Genomic DNA, 16,995 nt, shown 5'->3' on the forward strand with positions numbered 1-16,995 from the left:
GGCTGGCTGCGTGAAAAGTCAACAGCAGCAACGTGTTCCGGCGTTCATGGTATTTCAGCGTGGTAGGTGGGTGCAATCCGGTCGGCAATTGAGTTAGGTCGGGCTAAGTTGGCATGTCAGGCGGTGTTTGTCCTATCGTTTTGGACACTTATGGCGAGTGGGAATAGAGCCGTCGTTCAGTGCTGCACGAAGGCGCCCCACCGTGGACCGGCTAATGCCGACGAACGCTCGGCATGCACACGAGCTTCCTGAAGGTGCGCAACGGCGCATGGAGACAGAGAGTCAGGTGGGAATGGCGCCCAAGATGACCCGCGGGCTGTACGACGCCGCGTACGAGCACGACGCGTGCGGCGTCGCGATGGTCGTCGACATGCACGGCCGCCGCAGCCGCGGCATCGTCGACAAGGCGATCACCGCCCTGCTCAACCTCGAACACCGCGGTGCACAGGGCGCCGAACCCAACACCGGGGACGGCGCCGGGATCCTGCTGCAGGTCCCCGATGAATTCCTGCGCGCGGTCTGCGGCGACCAGGGCATCGACCTGCCCGAACCCGGCGCCTATGCCACCGGCATCGCGTTCCTGCCGCAGTCGTCCAAGGACGCCAAGCTGGCCTGCGTCGCGGTCGAGAAGATCGTCGAAGCCGAGGGTCTGCGGGTGCTGGGCTGGCGCGACGTCCCCACCGACGAGTCGTCGCTGGGGGCGCTGGCCCGTGACGCCATGCCAACGCTGCGGCAGGTGTTCATCGGCGGCGCTTCCGGGATGGAACTCGAGCGCCGCACCTATGTGGTGCGCAAACGCGCCGAGCACGAGCTCGGTAACAAGGGCCCGGGGCAGGACGGCCCCGGCCGCGAAACCGTCTATTTCCCAAGTCTTTCGGGTCAGACGCTGGTCTACAAGGGGATGCTGACGACCCCGCAGCTGCGGGCGTTCTATCTCGATCTGCAGGATGAGCGGCTGACCAGCGCCCTGGGCATCGTGCACTCGCGCTTCTCCACCAACACGTTCCCGTCGTGGCCGCTGGCACACCCGTTCCGGATGATCGCCCACAACGGCGAGATCAACACCGTCACCGGCAACGAGAACTGGATGCGGGCCCGTGAGGCGCTGATCCACACCGACGTGTTCGGCTATCACAACGACCTGAACAAGATCTTCCCGGTCTGCACGCCCGGCGCCTCGGACACCGCACGTTTCGATGAGGTCCTCGAACTGCTCTACCTGGGCGGACGCAGCATCGCGCACGCGGTGTTGATGATGATTCCCGAAGCCTGGGAGCGCCACGAATCGATGGATCCGGCGCGCAGGGCGTTCTACCGCTACCACTCGTCGCTGATGGAGCCGTGGGATGGTCCCGCGTCGGTTTGTTTCACCGACGGCACCGTCGTCGGTGCGGTGCTCGACCGCAACGGCCTGCGTCCGTCGCGCATCTGGGTGACCGACGACGGCCTGGTGGTGATGGCGTCGGAGGCCGGGGTGCTCGACCTCGATCCCGCCACCGTCGTACGCAGGATGCGATTGCAGCCCGGCCGCATGTTCCTCGTGGACACCGCGCAGGGCCGCATCGTCGACGACGAGGAGATCAAGGCCGAGCTGGCCGCCCAGCACCCGTATCAGCAGTGGCTCGATGCGGGCCAGTTCCACCTCGACGACCTGCCTCAGGGCAACTACGTCCGGATGCCGCACCACCGGGTGGTGCTGCGCCAGCAGACGTTCGGCTACACCTACGAAGAGCTGAACCTGCTGGTCGCGCCGATGGCGCGGACAGGGGGCGAGGCGCTGGGATCGATGGGCACCGACACCCCGATCGCGGTGCTTTCACAACGCCCGCGGATGCTGTACGACTACTTCCAGCAGCTGTTCGCGCAGGTGACCAACCCGCCGCTGGACGCCATCCGCGAGGAGGTGGTGACCAGCCTGCAGGGCGTCATCGGCCCGGAGGGCGACCTGCTGAACCCGGACGAGAATTCCTGCCGTCAGATTGTGCTGCCGCAGCCGATCCTGCGAAACCACGAGCTGGCCAAGCTGGTCAACGTCGATCCTGACCACGAGATCCGCGGCCGCAAGCACGGCATGCGCGCAGCAGTCATCCGGTGCCTCTATCCCGTCGAAGAGGGCGGTGTCGGCCTGCGCAGGGCGTTGGAGGACGTCCGCAAGAAGGTTTCCCAGGCGATCCGCAACGGTGCGCGCATCATCGTGCTCTCCGATCGGGAGTCCGACGAATGGCTGGCGCCGATCCCGTCTCTTCTGGCTGTCGCCGCCGTGCACCACCACCTGGTCCGGGAACGCACCCGCACCCAGGTCGGCCTCGTCGTCGAGTCCGGTGACGCGCGCGAGGTGCACCACATGGCGATGCTGGTGGGCTTCGGCGCCGCGGCGATCAACCCGTACATGGCCTTCGAATCGATCGAGGACATGCTCGATCGGGGTCTGCTCAACGGGCTGGACCGCGAGAAGGTCCTCACCAACTACATCAAGGCCGCGGGCAAGGGTGTGCTCAAGGTGATGTCCAAGATGGGGATTTCCACCCTGGCCTCCTACACCGGCGCCCAGCTGTTCCAGGCCGTCGGCATCTCCCAGCGGGTTCTCGACGAGTACTTCACCGGTCTGCGCTGTCCGACCGGCGGCATCGACCTCGACGACATCGCCGCCGAGGTGGCCGCCCGGCACAACCTGGCCTATCTGGACCGGCCGGACGAGTGGGCGCACCGCGAACTGGAGGTGGGTGGCGAGTACCAGTGGCGCCGGGAGGGTGAGTACCACCTGTTCAACCCGGACACGGTTTTCAAACTCCAGCATTCAACTCGGACCGGGCAGTACCCGATCTTCAAGGAGTACACCCGGCTGGTTGACGACCAGAGCGAGCGGATGGCCTCGCTGCGTGGCCTGCTGAAGTTCAAAGACCCCAAAGATAGCGGGCGCCGGCCTATTCCGATCGAAGAGGTGGAGCAGGCCAGCGAGATCGTCAAGCGGTTCTCCACCGGCGCGATGAGCTACGGCTCGATCTCGGCCGAGGCGCACGAGACGCTGGCGATCGCGATGAACCGCCTAGGCGGCCGGTCGAACTCCGGCGAGGGCGGTGAGTCCGCCGACCGCTTCGACCCCGACGACAACGGCGACTGGCGGCGCAGCGCCATCAAACAGGTCGCCTCGGCCCGCTTCGGGGTCACCAGCCACTACCTGACCAACTGCACCGACATCCAGATCAAGATGGCGCAGGGAGCCAAACCCGGTGAGGGCGGCCAGCTTCCGGGACACAAGGTGTACCCGTGGGTGGCCGAGGTGCGGCATTCGACGCCCGGCGTCGGCCTGATCTCGCCGCCGCCGCACCATGACATCTACTCCATCGAGGATCTCGCGCAGCTCATCCACGATCTCAAGAACGCCAACCCGTCGGCGCGGATCCACGTCAAGCTGGTCAGTGAGAACGGGGTCGGAACGGTCGCTGCCGGCGTCTCGAAGGCGCACGCCGACGTGGTGCTGATCTCCGGGCACGACGGGGGCACCGGCGCGACGCCGCTCACCTCGATGAAGCATGCCGGTGCGCCGTGGGAGCTCGGCCTGGCCGAGACCCAGCAGACGTTGCTGCTCAACGGACTTCGCGACCGCATCGTGGTGCAGGTGGACGGCCAACTCAAGACCGGCCGCGACGTGATGATCGCCGCGCTGCTCGGCGCCGAGGAATTCGGGTTTGCCACCGCGCCGTTGGTGGTCTCGGGTTGCATCATGATGCGGGTGTGCCATCTGGACACCTGCCCGGTGGGTGTGGCCACCCAGAATCCGGTGCTGCGGCAGCGGTTCAACGGTAAGCCCGAGTTCGTGGAGAATTTCTTCCTGTTCATCGCCGAAGAGGTCCGCGAACTCATGGCGCAGCTGGGCTTCCGGACTCTCAACGAGGCCGTGGGCCAGGTCGGTGCGCTGGACACCACGCGTGCGGCCGAGCACTGGAAGTCGCGCAAGCTGGATCTGTCGCCGATTCTCTACGAACCGGAGTCGGCGTTCATGAACCAGGACCTGTACTGCAGCTCGCGGCAGGACCACGGGCTGGACAAGGCGCTGGATCAGCAGTTGATCACGCAGTGCCGCGAAGCTCTGGATTCCGGCTCGCCCGTGCGCTTTTCGACGACGATCACCAACGTGAACCGGACGGTGGGCACGATGCTCGGCCACGAGGTCACCAAAGCCTATGGCGGGCAGGGCCTCCCGGACGGCACGATCGACATCACGTTCGACGGTTCGGCGGGCAACAGCTTCGGCGCCTTCCTGCCCCGCGGCATCACGCTGCGGGTCTATGGGGACGCCAACGACTATGTCGGTAAGGGCCTTTCCGGCGGGCGCATCGTCGTGCGCCCCTCCGACAACGCACCGGTCGACTACGTGGCCGAGGAGAACATCATCGGCGGCAACGTGATCCTGTTCGGTGCGACCGACGGCCAGGCGTTCCTGCGCGGTGTGGTCGGCGAGCGGTTCGCCGTGCGCAACTCCGGTGCCCACGCCGTCGTCGAGGGCGTCGGCGACCACGGCTGCGAGTACATGACCGGCGGCAAGGTCGTCATCCTCGGAAAGACCGGCCGCAACTTCGCCGCGGGCATGTCGGGAGGCGTCGCCTATGTATACGACCCGGACGGGACGCTTCCCGACAACATCAACGGAGAGATGGTCGACCTTGACGCCTTCGACGACGCCGACGCCCAGTGGCTGCACGATATGATCCTCGCGCACGTGGATGCCACCGATTCGGCTGTCGGCCAACAGATCCTGTCTGACTGGGACGCGCAGCTGGCGAACTTCGTCAAGGTGATGCCGCGCGACTACAAGCGGGTGCTGAAGGCGATGGCGGACGCGGAGGCCTCCGGGGCCACCGAGACGGAACTCAACGACGCGATCATGGCGGTCGCTCGTGGGTGACCCGAACGGCTTCCTGAAGCACACCCGCCGTGAGTTGCCCGCGCGGCGCCCCGTTGCGCTGCGGCTGCGTGACTGGAACGAGGTGTACGAAGAGTTCCAGCGCGAGACCCTGCAGGTGCAGGCGTCGCGGTGTATGGACTGCGGTATCCCCTTCTGCCACAACGGCTGTCCACTGGGAAACCTGATCCCGGAGTGGAACGATCTGGTGTTCAAGGGCAGGTGGCAGGAGGCGATCGAGCGACTGCACGCCACCAACAACTTTCCCGAGTTCACCGGCAGGCTCTGCCCCGCGCCGTGCGAGGCATCGTGTGTGCTCGGCATCAACCAGGACGCGGTGACCATCAAGCAGGTCGAGGTCGAGATCGTCGACAACGCGTTCGACAACGGCTGGGTCAAGCCGCTTCCGCCGGGCGAGCTGACCGGTAAGACGGTCGCGGTCATCGGTTCCGGCCCGGCGGGCCTTGCCGCTGCCCAGCAGCTCACCAGGGCGGGTCATTCGGTGACGGTCTTCGAGCGTGCCGACCGGATCGGCGGGCTGCTGCGCTACGGGATCCCCGAGTTCAAGATGGAGAAGCGCCACATCGACCGCCGCATGGAGCAGATGTCCGCCGAGGGCACCCAGTTCCGGGCCGGGGTGGACGTCGGTGTGGAAATCACGGCGGATCGACTGCTCGCCGATTTCGACGCGGTGGTGCTGGCCGGCGGGGCGACGGCGTGGCGGGACCTGCCCGTCCCGGGTCGTGGGCTCGATGGCATCCACCAGGCGATGGAGTACCTGCCGTGGGCGAATAAGGTGCAGAACGGCGATCCGGTTCTCGGTGTCGACGGTGAGCCGCCGATCACCGCCAGGGGCAAGAAGGTCATCATCATCGGCGGCGGCGACACGGGTGCGGACTGCCTGGGCACCGCCCACCGTCAGGGCGCCGCCAGCGTGCACCAGTTCGAGATCATGCCGCGGCCGCCCGCAGCGCGCGCCGACTCCACTCCGTGGCCGACGTACCCGCTGATGTTCCGGGTGTCCTCCGCACATGAGGAGGGCGGCGATCGGGTGTTCGCGGTGAACACCGAGCAGTTCACCGGCAGCGACGGGAAGGTCACCGGCCTGCGGGCGCATGAGGTGCGCATGGACGCAGGCAAGTTCGTCAAGGTCGAGGGCACCGACTTCGAGTTGGAGGCTGACCTGGTGCTGTTGGCGATGGGCTTCGTCGGCCCCGAGAAGCCGGGCCTGCTGACCGACCTGGGTGTCGAGTTCACCGACCGCGGCAACGTGGCGCGCAATGCGGACTTCGAGACCTCGGTGCCGGGTGTGTTCGTGGCCGGCGACATGGGCCGCGGACAGTCCCTGATCGTGTGGGCCATCGCCGAGGGCCGGGCCGCGGCCGCCGGCGTGGACCGCTACTTGATGGGCAAGACCGCACTTCCTGCGCCGATCAAGCCCACGGCGGCGCCCCAGCGCTAGGGCGCATTCGCACACACCGGCTGCACGGGTAGCCACACGGGAAACTTCCGCCTCACCAGAAACATCGGATTTTTCCTCGGCGTGGCTCCCGCTGTTTGCCAGATCACAGGTATCTAATGACGGACAGTGGGTCGTGCGGTAAGGTTGGCCCACGGTTCAGCTATTCCAAACCGCAGGAGTGATCACCGTGTATGCCAACCCGATATCCCGGACCCGGGTGGGTCGAATTGCCTGGTCCTGGTTGCGCCATCCGGTCAAGAGCCGTGAATTTCCTGCGAAGCACGAGCGGTTGATCACCGCAGACGAGCTACTGCGCTACGGGGTCTGAGGCCCCTCACCAGCATCATCGGCGCTCGATTCGCGGGCGTGACCGTTTGTTTGCCTAACTGTTATAGATTTGTGACCGTCGGTGCGCGCACGGATTTCGTGCGGATTTCGTACCCATTCCAGCCGACGGATCGCTAACACCCACCCACGTGACACCACGGTCTCTGCCCATTTCAGCAATCGATACATACCGCCCGACAACAAGGTCGGGGGGTGAGATTGCACGGATTTCGCTGTCGCTATGCCTTCGCCAGGCCGGAATCCCGGATCGCCTCGGCTAACGGCTCCAGCACCGCGGGGTCGTGGGGCGGCGGCAGGTAGATGATCGCAAGGTCCAGCCCACGCTCGCTCAGTGCGGCGGCGCCCTCGATGACCTCCTGGAAGTCGCCGTCCGGGGACAGTCGCACATGGGCGGACATCAGGATCTGCTTGGGGTCACGGCCCACGTCGGCGCAGTGCGACGCCAGCACGTCGCGCTTGCGGGAGAACTCGTCGGGCGTCCCGCCTGCGAAGTTCCAGTGGTCGGCGTACTTGGCCGTGATGCGCAGGGTGCGCTTCTCGCCGCTGCCGCCGATGCAGATGGGCGGATGGGGTCTCTGCGGTCCCTTGGGCTCGTTGCGGGCCGCCTTCAGCTGATAGAACCTGCCATCGAAGTCCGTCGTCTCCTCCGACAGCAGGCCGATGAGCACCTGGCAGGCCTCCTCGAACCGGTCGAGGCGGTCCTTGATCGACCCCAGCTCGATGCCGTACGCACCGGATTCCTCCTCGTTCCAGCCGGCGCCGATGCCCAGCTCCAACCGGCCGCCGGACACGATGTCGAGTGCGGAGGCCATATTGGCCAGCACCGCCGGATGCCGGTAGTGGATGCCGGTGACCAACGCGCCGAGCCGCAGCCGCCGCGTGGCTTGGGCTAACGCGGTGAGGGTGACCCACCCTTCCATGCACGGCCCCGATGAGTCCGAGAAAATCGGATAGAAGTGGTCGAATGTCCACCCCGATTCGTAGACGTCGATGTCGTCGGCGGCCTGCCAGACCGCGAGCATGTCGGCCCAGGTGGTGTTCTGCGGTGAGGTTTTGAAAGCGAAGCGCACCTGACCGACTCTAGGAGTGTTTCCTGACAACTGGCCGATGAATTACGCGCTGGCGCGGGGTCGTAATGGACATGATCGATATGACGACCGCCTGTGCACACACGGCGACGCTGCTCGACGGCGTCCGCGACGACCAACTCGACACCAGAACCCCGTGCGAGAAGCTGACGCTGGCTGAGCTCGTCGCCCACATCGGCGGCCTCGCCGAAGCCTTCGCGGCCGCGGCGCGCAAGGAGACGGGCCCGCTCACGGACACACCTCCCGGCGGCAGCGGCTACCGGATCGACGACGACTGGCGCTCCCGCTACCCGGCGGCGCTCACGGACCTGGCCGCGGCCTGGCAGGGCCAACCGGCGTGGGAAGGAATGACCCGGATCGCAGGCATGGACATACCCGGCGACGTCACCGGAAGCATCGCGCTGACGGAGGTCGTGCTGCATGGCTGGGACGTCGCACGGGCGACCGGCCAGGACTTCCGCGTCGACGCCGACGTGGCCGACGCGGTGCTGGCACACCTCGAGTCGTTCGCCGCCGACGGTCCCGTCGAGGGTCTGTTCGGGCCGGCGGTCGCGGTGCCCGACAACGCCCCGGCGATCGACCGCGCGCTGGGACTCAGCGGCCGCGATCCGGGGTGGTCCGCACAGCCCTGACTGATTCCCCGCTGATTCCCGGGAGCGCACGCGCGACGATCAAACTAACTGATAAATTCTTCAATCGTTCGATCGTCAATGTTGTGAATGCTTGGGGGAGGTCTCGTGGGGTCCGAACCGCTGTACAAGCTCAAGGGCGAGTTCTTCAAGACTCTCGGCCACCCCGCGCGCATCCGGATTCTTGAGCTGCTCGTCGAGGCCGACCGATCGGTGGGGGAACTCCAGCCCGAGGTGGGGCTGGAATCGTCGAACCTCTCTCAGCAGCTCGGCGTGCTGCGGCGGGCCGGCGTCGTGGTCACCCACAAGGTCGGCAACAACGTCATTTACTCGATCGCCTCGCCCGACATCGCGGAGCTGATGGCAGTCGCGCGCAAGGTGCTCACCACGGTGCTGTCCGATCGTGTCGCGGTGCTCGAGGACCTGCGTGCGGGCGAACGCTGACCGATGGGCTGGATAGGCAAGATAGTGCGGGTCGGCCGGGTGACGGAGGCGGAGCCGACCAGACCAGGCCGGGAGGCGGAGCCGACCAGACCAGGCCGGGAGGCGGAGCCGACCAAACTGGCTACGGCGGCGTTGATGAAGGGCTCGCTGCAGATCCGACACGTCGACGCGGGCTCGTGCAACGGCTGCGAAGTCGAGATCGGCGGCGCGTTCTGCCCGGTGTACGACGCTGAGCGGTTCGGCGCGCGGCTGGTCGCCTCACCTCGGCACGCCGACGCCCTGCTGGTCACCGGCGTCGTCACGCACAACATGGCCGATCCGCTGCGTGACACCCTCACGGCCACCCCACAGCCCCGGCTCGTCATCGCCTGCGGAGACTGCGCCTTGAACAAGGGCGTCTTCGCGGGCGGATACGGGGTCGCGGGCGCGGTGGGCGACATCGTCGACGTGGACGTGGAGATTCCCGGTTGCCCGCCCGAACCCGCCGCCATCGTCGCGGCACTGCGGTCGGTGACGGGCAGATGAGCGCCACCCTGCAGGTCGACACTCCCGCGGTGCCCGTGACGCACGGCCGGGCGGTGGGGCCGGCCGTCGCCGGTGTGGCCACCTCGGCCATCGGAGCGCTCGGCGTGTGGCTCGGGGTGCTCGGACTGTCCGGCGGCGTGGGCCCGGTCTCCGTGGACTGGCTGCTGCCGCTGTCGGGAGTGCGGTTCGCCGTCGATCCCCTCGGCGGCTTCTTCCTTGTCCTCACCGGCGCGGTCACCGTTCCCGTCGGGATCTACAGCGTTGGTTATGCCCGTAAGGAGCACATCGGCGGCGTACCGCTGGTGGTGCTGCCCGCATTCGTCGCGGCGCTGCTGACCGTGCCCGCCGCGGGGTCGATCGCGACGTTCCTGCTGGGTTGGGAACTGATGGCGGTGGCCTCCCTGGTGCTGGTGCTCACCGAGCACCGCCGCGCCCAAGTCCGTTCCGCCGCACTGCTCTACGCAGTGATGACTGCCGAATTGTCGGGCCTGCCCGACGGTGCCGAATTGTCGGGCCTGCCCGACGGTGCCGAATTGTCGGGCCTGCCCGACGGTGCCGAATTGTCGGGCCTGCCCGACGGTGCCGAATTGTCGGGCCTGCCCGACGGTGCCCGGCTGGCCGTCTTCCTGCTCACATTCGTCGGATTCGGGTCGAAGGCCGGATTGGTGCCGTTGCACGCCTGGCTGCCGCGTGCGCATCCCGAAGCGCCGAGCCCGGTGTCGGCGCTGATGAGCGCCGCGATGGTCAACCTCGGGATCTACGGCGTCCTGCGGTTCACCATGCCGCTGCTTGACGGTGGCCCACGCTGGTGGGCCCTGCTGGTGGTGGCGGTCGGCATCGCCTCTGCGCTCTACGGGGTCCTGCAAGCCAGCGTCGCTGCGGATCTCAAACGGCTGCTTGGCTATTCGACCACCGAGAACATGGGCCTCGTCACGACGGCGCTCGGCGCCGCGGTCGTGCTGGACGCGGCGGGCGCGCACGCGGCCGGAGTGGTCGCCACGACGGCAGCGGTGCTTCATCTCGTCGCGCACGCGGCGTTCAAATGCCTGGGCTTTCTGGCCGCCGGGTCGGTGCTGGCCGCGACGGGACTGCGCGACCTCGACCGCCTCGGTGGGCTGGCCCGCCGGATGCCCGCCACCACCGCGCTGTTCGGGATCGCGGCGCTCGGCGCGTCGGGGCTGCCGCTGGGGGCGGGTTTCGTCAGCGAATGGCTGCTGCTGCAGGCGCTGATCCACGGCGGGTCCGGCCACGACACCACGACGGCCCTCGTCGCACCCCTGGCCGTCGGCGCGATCGCGCTGACCACCGGGCTCGGCGTCGCCGCGATGGTCAAGGCGTTCGGCATCGGATTCCTGGCGCGGGCTCGCAGCGACGACGCCGCGCGCGCAGCGGAGGCGCCGGCGTCCATGCTCGGCGGCATGGCGCTGGCCGCCGCGGCCTGCCTCGTGCTGGCCGTAGCCCCAGTGGCAGTCGCACCCGCCGTGCAGGCCGCGGTCGTGGACATCACCGGCGCCGGGTCGTCGGGCCTGGTCGACTTCGGCACCCTGATCACCCTCCCCGGGCTCGGCGGATCCATCGCGCCGGGGGTGCTGGCCGCCGCGCTGGTGGTCGCAATGATCGGTGCCGTTGCCGCGACGGCGCTGCGGTCGCGGCGACGGCCCGCACCGGTGCGCCTGCCGCTGTGGGCCTGCGGCGCCGCCGAACTCACTCCGCGGATGCAATACACCGCCACCTCGTTCGCCGAACCGCTGCAACGGGTGTTCAACGATGTCCTGACCCCCGACACCGACATCGAGATCAGCCACTACGCCGAATCGCACTACATGGTCGAGGCGATCAGCTACCGCAGTCGGATCGCCGACGTCATCGAACGGCGGCTCTACCGGCCCGTCGTCGCGGCGGTCGAAGCGCTGGCGGCGCTGATCCGCCGCGCCCACACCGGAAGCGTCCACCGGTACCTCGCGCTCGGCGGACTCGGGGTGCTCGTCGTCCTGGTGCTGGCCCGATGACCGTGACCGCGTACCTCGCCGGCGCCGTGCAACTGACGACCGTGGTGCTCGGCGCACCGCTGGTGATCGGGCTGATGCGCCAGGTGCGCGCCCGGCTGGAGGGCAGGGCGGGCGGCGGTGTGCTGCAGCCGTGGCGCGATATCCGCAAACAGCTTGGCAAGCAACGGATCACACCGGAGGGCACCACCGTCGTCTTCGCGGCGGCACCGGCCGTACTCGCGGGATCGACGCTGCTGATCGCCGCGGCCATTCCGATCGTGGCCACCGGATCGCCGCTGGACCGGGCCGCCGACCTGTTCGCGGTCGTCGGGCTGCTGTTCCTCGGCACCGTCGCGCTCGCACTCGCGGGCATCGACACCGGCACGTCGTTCGGCGGCATGGGCTCCAGTCGCGAAATCACCATCGCCGCCCTGGTCGAGCCGACGATCCTGATGGCGGTGTTCGCGTTGTCCATCCCGGCCGGATCAGCCAATCTCGGTGCGCTGGTGAATAATACGCTGCAACACCCGGGCCAGGTCGCGTCGGTCACCGGGGTGTTGGCTTTCGTCGCGCTGACGGTGGTCATCGTCGCCGAGACCGGCAGGCTGCCCGTGGACAACCCCGCCACCCACCTGGAACTGACCATGGTCCACGAGGCGATGGTGCTGGAGTATGCCGGACCGCGGCTGGCCCTCGTTGAATGGGCGTCGGGGATGCGGCTGGCCGTCCTGCTGGCGCTGCTCGCCAACCTGTTCCTGCCGTGGGGGATCGCGGATCCGGGCGCCGGTCCGGTGCAGATCGGCATCGGCGCGCTCGCCGTCGTCGTCAAGGTCGCCCTGCTGGCCGCGCTGCTCGCCGGGGTCGAGGTGTTCGTCGCCAAGTTGCGGTTGTTTCGGGTACCCGAACTGCTCGCCGGTTCTTTCCTGCTGGGTCTCCTCGCCGTCACCGCCGCCAACTTCTTCACGGTGAGGGGCTGAGGTGACGGAGAACATGTTCGCGGTGGCCGTGGACTTCGCCGCCGGTGGGCTGCTGCTGACGGCGGTGCTGATCGTGTGGCGGCGCGACCTGTCCGCGATGGTGCGGCTGGTCGCGTGGCAGGGCGTCGCGCTGGCGGCGATCCCGCTGGTCCGCGGCGCCCGCGAGGGCGACGCCACCCTCGTCGTTGTCGGCCTTGCGGTGCTCACCTTGCGCGCCGTCGGGCTGCCTTGGCTGCTCGGCCGTGCCGTCGCCGCCGAACCCGAAGGCGGGCGTGAGGCCACCCCGCTGATCAACACCGCAACGTCGCTGCTGATCACCGCGGGGTTGACGCTGGCCGCGTTCGCGGTGACGCGCCCCGTCGTCGACCTGCAGCCCGGCGTCACCACCGCGGCGGCCCCCGCCGCGTTCGCGGTCGTGTTCATCGCACTGTTCGTGATGGCAACCCGGACCCGGGCGGTGTCACAGGCAGTCGGTTTCCTGATGCTGGACAACGGAATCGCCGCCGCGGCGTTCCTACTGACCGCCGGGGTTCCGCTGATCGTCGAACTCGGCGCATCCCTGGACGTGCTGTTCGCGGTGATGGTGATCGGCGTTCTGACCGGCAGGCTGCGGCGCGCGTTCGGTGACACCGACCTCGACCAGCTGCGGGAGTTGCGCGACTGATGTCCACCGCCGTATTCGCCGCCATCGCCGCACCCATCCTGGCCGCCCTCGTCACGCTCGTCGCCGGGTGGCGGCGCTCGACGGCGCTGCTGACCGTGGCGGCCGCCGGGACCGTGCTCGTCGCAGGCGGTGTGGTCGCCGCTCGCGTGGGCGACGGAACCCACCTGTTTGGCGCTGGGCTGCTGCGCGCCGACGCGCTCAGCGCGACCATGCTCATCGTCATCGGCGTCGTCGGAACACTCGCCGTCGCAGCGGGAATCGGCTACATCGACGGCGAGCTGGAGCACGGCCACACCGACGCCACCGGGGCACGGCTGTACGGAGTTCTCACCCCCGCCTTCCTGGCGGCGATGGCGATCGCGGTGTGCGCCAACAACATCGGCGTCATCTGGGTGGCGGTCGAAGCGACCACCATCGTCACCGCGTTTCTGGTGGGCCACCGTCAGACGCGCACTGCGCTGGAGGCCACCTGGAAGTACGTGATCGTCTGTTCGGTCGGCATCGCCGTGGCGTTCCTCGGCACCGTCGTGCTGTATTTCGCGGCCCGCCACGCAGGCGCGTCGGCAGAGGACGCGCTCAACCTGGATGTCCTTCTGGCTCATGCCCATTCGCTCGATCCGGCGGTGACTCGGCTGGCCGGCGGACTGCTGCTGATCGGCTACGGCGCCAAGGCGGGCCTGTTCCCCTTCCACACCTGGCTGGCCGACGCGCACAGCCAGGCCCCCGCGCCGATCTCGGCGTTGATGAGCGGGGTGCTGCTCTCGGTGGCGATGTCGGTGGTGATCCGGCTGAAGCCCGTCATCGACGCCGGTGCGGGAGCCGCGTTCCTGCGCACCGGCCTGCTGGTCATCGGCCTGGTCACACTGCTGATCGCAGCGATGATGCTCACCGTCACAGGCGATCTCAAGCGGATGCTGGCCTACTCGTCGATGGAGAACATCGGCCTGATCGCGGTGGCGGCCGCCGCGGGGACGCGTTTCGCGGTCACGGCGCTGCTGCTGCACGTGCTGGCACACGGCGTCGGCAAGACCGTCCTGTTCGTCACCGGCGGGACGCTGCAGAGCGCCTACGGTTCGACCGCCATCTCCGACATCAGCGGGGTGCTGGCCCGGTCCCGGCTGGTCGGGGGCGCGTTCGCGGTCGGGGTGGTGGTGCTGCTCGGCATGCCGCCGTTCGCGATGTTCGCCTCCGAACTGGCCATCGCCCGCGCCCTGTCGGCGGCCGACCTGACATGGGCGCTGGCGGCCGCGATGACATTGATCGCGATCGCGTTCGCCGGCCTGGCCCGCAACGCGGGCAGGATACTGTTCGGGCCGGCCCCGGTGGGGGTGCCGGCGATCAGCCCGCCGCTCGGCGTCGGCGCCGTGCTGGCCGCCGGGGTGACGGCGTGTGCGGTGCTCGGCATCACCGCGGGCCCGCTGACCGGTCTGCTCACCGCCGCCGGCCAACTCGGGGTGCTGCGGTGATCCCGGAACTGACGCGCCGCACGGTGTCCGACGACGAACTCGCCGAGACCGCGGAGAAGCTGCTGGTTTCGGGTTTCCGTCCGGCGCTGGTGGCGGCCCACCACGAGAGCGACCGGCTGCGCATCGTCTACCTGTTCCTGGCGGGCCGTCCCGACCGGCGCGTCGAATTGACCCGCAGGCTGCCCGCCGACGCGCCGAGGCTGGAATCCCTTGCTTACCTGTCCTTTCCGCTGAGCCGTTTCGAGCGCGAGATGTCCGACCTGTTCGGTGTCGAGCTCGTCGGCCACCCCCGCCCGAGACGGCTGGTGCGACACGCGCACTGGCCTGCGGGCTGGCACCCGATGCGCCACGACGCCGGAGCGCCGCCCCCGTTCGAACCCGCGGGACGATTCCCGTTCGTCACGGTCGACGGCCCGGGTGTCTACGAGATCCCGGTCGGGCCGGTGCATGCCGGGATGATCGAGCCGGGACACTTCCGCTTCTCGGTCGCCGGGGAAACGGTGCTGCGGCTCAAGGCCAGGCTGTGGTACGTGCATCGCGGGGTGGAGAAGCTCTTCGAGGGCAAGCCCGCCTGCGGGGGCGTGCAGCTGGCCGAACGGATCAGCGGTGACACGTCGGCCGGCCATGCGCTGGCGCACTGCCTGGCCGTGGAGGATGCGCTAGGGGTCGAACTGCCCGAGCCCGCGCACCGGCTGCGCGCGATGCTCATCGAACTCGAACGCCTGTACAACCATGCGGCTGATCTGGGGGCGCTGGCCAACGACGTCGGGTTCTCGCTGGCCAACGCCCACGCGCTGCGGATCAGGGAACGGCTGCTGCGGATCAACGCCGAAGTCACCGGGCACCGCCTGCTGCGCAACGCAATTCGGCCCGGTGGTGTCGGTGTGCGCGCACTACCCGATCCGGGTGTGTTGCGCGCCGTCGCCGCCGACCTCGCCGAGGTCGCCGCCCTCACGCTGGGCAACGGCGTCGTGCACGACAGGTTTGCGGGCACCTCGGTGCTGGCAGCTGACGACGCCACCGCACTCGGGTGTCTGGGATATGTCGCAAGGGCCAGCGGGGTGCGCACCGACGCCCGCGTCGAGCACCCCTTCGCCGAACTCCCGGTCACCGAGGTCGGGTCGACGGCGGGCGATGTGCTGGCCCGCTACACCGTGCGCCGCGACGAGTTCGCCGCCTCCGTTGACAGCGTGTGCCGGCTGGTCGAGGACCACGGCGTCGGCGGAGGCGGCGCGCTGGACGTCGGCGCGGAGGTCAGGCCGGGCGGCGGTTCGGGCATCGGCGTCGTCGAGGGTTGGCGCGGTACGATCGTCCACCGCGTCGAGGTCGGCGACGACGGCAGGCTGACCCGGGCGAAGATCGTCGATCCGTCGTGGTTCAACTGGCCCGCCCTGCCGGTGGCGATGGCCGACACGATCGTGCCGGACTTCCCCCTGACCAACAAGAGCTTCAATCTGTCCTACGCCGGTAACGACCTGTGACACTGGAGGCCATGGACCCCGTCGCCGCGCTGCGCGAGATCGCCTACTACAAGGACCGGGCGCGCGAGGACCCCCGACGGGTGATGGCCTACCGGAAGGCGGCAGACATCGTCGAAGCGCTGACCGAGGCCGATCGTCAGCGGCACGGCGCGGCGGGCAGTTGGCAGTCGCTGCCCGGTATCGGGCCCAAGACGGCGAAGGTGATCGCGCAGGCCTGGGCCGGGCGGGAACCCGACACCCTGGTCGAATTGCGCTCCGCGGCAGAGGATTTCGGTGGCGGAGAGCTGCGGGCTGCGCTGCGCGGCGACCTGCACGTGCACTCCGACTGGTCGGACGGTTCGGCGCCCATCGAGGAGATGATGCTGACCGCGCGGGACCTCGGCCACGAATACTGCGCGATGACCGACCATTCCCCCCGGCTCACGGTCGCCAACGGACTGTCCCCCGAGCGGCTACGCAGGCAGCTCGACGTGATCGAGGAACTGCGCGAGACCGTCGCGCCGATGCGCATCCTCACCGGCATCGAGGTCGACATCCTCGACGACGGATCGTTGGATCAGGAGCCCGAGCTGCTCGAGCGTCTCGACGTCGTGGTGGCCAGCGTGCATTCCAAGCTGGCCATGGACGCACCGTCGATGACGCGGCGGATGGTCACGGCGGTGACCAACCCGCATACCGACGTGCTCGGCCACTGCACCGGCAGGCTGGTGACGGGAAACCGCGGTGTGCGCCCGGAATCGAAATTCGACGCCGCCACGGTGTTCACCGCCTGCCGCGACTACGGCACCGCCGTCGAGATCAACTCCCGCCCCGAGCGGCGCGATCCGCCGACCCGGCTGCTGAACCTGGCGCTGGAGATCGGCTGCCTGTTCTCCGTCGACACCGATTCGCACGCCCCCGGACAGCTGGAGTTTCTCGGGTACGGGGCGCAGCGGGCACTCGACGCCGGAGTGCCAGAAGACCGGATCGTCAACACCTGGCCCGTCGAGGAGCTGCTGGAGTGGACCGGGCAGGCCTGAC

12 protein-coding genes are annotated in these 16,995 nt (G+C 68.6%); 11 read left to right on the forward strand and 1 reads right to left on the reverse strand.

Annotated elements, in window-relative coordinates:
* The first annotated feature begins 292 nt into the window (after window positions 1-292).
* Window positions 293-4,906 carry a glutamate synthase large subunit gene (gltB, locus tag ADBZ6K_RS03690; RefSeq protein WP_526344864.1) on the forward strand — a complete coding sequence of 1,538 codons (4,614 nt, stop codon included), beginning with the start codon at window positions 293-295 and terminating at the stop codon, window positions 4,904-4,906.
* Window positions 4,899-6,365 (forward strand): glutamate synthase small subunit, encoded by a 1,467-nt coding sequence (gene gltD, locus ADBZ6K_RS03695; RefSeq protein WP_526344511.1) that lies wholly within the window; start codon window positions 4,899-4,901, stop codon window positions 6,363-6,365. Before gltB ends, gltD begins: the two co-directional genes overlap by 8 nt.
* A gap of 566 nt (window positions 6,366-6,931) precedes the next feature.
* On the opposite strand, the gene ADBZ6K_RS03700 is transcribed toward gltD, so the two are convergent.
* The gene (locus ADBZ6K_RS03700) at window positions 6,932-7,783 is read right to left on the reverse strand and encodes an LLM class F420-dependent oxidoreductase (RefSeq protein WP_526344512.1); all 852 of its coding nucleotides are present in this window, start codon (window positions 7,781-7,783) and stop codon (window positions 6,932-6,934) included.
* Between the two features lie 71 nt (window positions 7,784-7,854).
* Between ADBZ6K_RS03700 and ADBZ6K_RS03705 the strand changes: the two genes are divergently transcribed.
* From ADBZ6K_RS03705 to ADBZ6K_RS03745, 9 genes are all read left to right on the forward strand, one after another.
* Complete coding sequence (locus ADBZ6K_RS03705) at window positions 7,855-8,433, forward strand: TIGR03086 family metal-binding protein (protein ID WP_526344513.1); 579 nt, start codon at window positions 7,855-7,857, stop codon at window positions 8,431-8,433.
* A gap of 105 nt (window positions 8,434-8,538) precedes the next feature.
* On the forward strand, window positions 8,539-8,874 hold the full coding sequence (locus ADBZ6K_RS03710; protein WP_526344515.1) for a lsr2/espR transcriptional regulator: 336 nt from the start codon (window positions 8,539-8,541) through the stop codon (window positions 8,872-8,874).
* Between the two features lie 3 nt (window positions 8,875-8,877).
* Window positions 8,878-9,399 carry an NADH-quinone oxidoreductase subunit B family protein gene (locus tag ADBZ6K_RS03715; RefSeq protein ID WP_526344516.1) on the forward strand — a complete coding sequence of 174 codons (522 nt, stop codon included), beginning with the start codon at window positions 8,878-8,880 and terminating at the stop codon, window positions 9,397-9,399.
* Entirely contained in the window at window positions 9,396-11,408 is a 2,013-nt protein-coding gene (locus ADBZ6K_RS03720) for a complex I subunit 5 family protein (protein WP_526344517.1), read from the forward strand. The genes ADBZ6K_RS03715 and ADBZ6K_RS03720 overlap by 4 nt, the downstream gene beginning before the upstream one ends.
* Window positions 11,405-12,364 carry a respiratory chain complex I subunit 1 family protein gene (locus tag ADBZ6K_RS03725; protein WP_526344518.1) on the forward strand — a complete coding sequence of 320 codons (960 nt, stop codon included), beginning with the start codon at window positions 11,405-11,407 and terminating at the stop codon, window positions 12,362-12,364. Before ADBZ6K_RS03720 ends, ADBZ6K_RS03725 begins: the two co-directional genes overlap by 4 nt.
* A gap of 13 nt (window positions 12,365-12,377) precedes the next feature.
* Window positions 12,378-13,028 carry a hypothetical protein gene (locus ADBZ6K_RS03730; RefSeq protein WP_526344865.1) on the forward strand — a complete coding sequence of 217 codons (651 nt, stop codon included), beginning with the start codon at window positions 12,378-12,380 and terminating at the stop codon, window positions 13,026-13,028.
* Window positions 13,028-14,494: a complex I subunit 5 family protein gene (locus ADBZ6K_RS03735; protein ID WP_526344519.1), complete on the forward strand. Its 1,467-nt coding sequence runs from the start codon at window positions 13,028-13,030 to the stop codon at window positions 14,492-14,494. The genes ADBZ6K_RS03730 and ADBZ6K_RS03735 overlap by 1 nt, the downstream gene beginning before the upstream one ends.
* Window positions 14,491-15,975 (forward strand): hydrogenase large subunit, encoded by a 1,485-nt coding sequence (locus ADBZ6K_RS03740; protein WP_526344520.1) that lies wholly within the window; start codon window positions 14,491-14,493, stop codon window positions 15,973-15,975. Before ADBZ6K_RS03735 ends, ADBZ6K_RS03740 begins: the two co-directional genes overlap by 4 nt.
* A gap of 11 nt (window positions 15,976-15,986) precedes the next feature.
* Window positions 15,987-16,994: a PHP domain-containing protein gene (locus tag ADBZ6K_RS03745; protein WP_526344521.1), complete on the forward strand. Its 1,008-nt coding sequence runs from the start codon at window positions 15,987-15,989 to the stop codon at window positions 16,992-16,994.
* The last annotated feature ends 1 nt before the right edge of the window (window position 16,995 follow it).

This window comes from Mycobacterium sp. (assembly GCF_044223235.1).
Classification (GTDB): domain Bacteria; phylum Actinomycetota; class Actinomycetes; order Mycobacteriales; family Mycobacteriaceae; genus Mycobacterium.